Source organism: Streptomyces barkulensis (assembly GCF_002843305.1).
Lineage (GTDB): Bacteria > Actinomycetota > Actinomycetes > Streptomycetales > Streptomycetaceae > Streptomyces > Streptomyces barkulensis.
Window position 1 is genome coordinate 1,465 of record NZ_PGSG01000116.1, and the last position, 203, is coordinate 1,667.

At 70.4% G+C, this 203-nt stretch carries 1 protein-coding gene; it reads right to left on the reverse strand.

What is annotated here, in order from left to right:
- Window positions 1–203: hypothetical protein (locus tag CUT83_RS31240; RefSeq protein WP_338154118.1), on the reverse strand; the 203-nt coding region annotated here is incomplete at both ends.

The following is a 203-nucleotide window of genomic DNA, read 5'->3' on the forward strand; positions in this document are numbered from 1 at the left end:
ATCACCATCTTGATCACACCGGCCGCACCCGCCGCCGCCTGCGTATGCCCGATGTTCGACTTCACCGACCCCAGCCACAACGGCCGGTCTCCCGCACGCTCCCGCCCATACGTCGCCAGCAACGCCTGCGCCTCGATCGGATCCCCCAGCCGGGTCCCCGTCCCATGCGCCTCCACCGCATCCACCTCAGCCGCCGACACCCC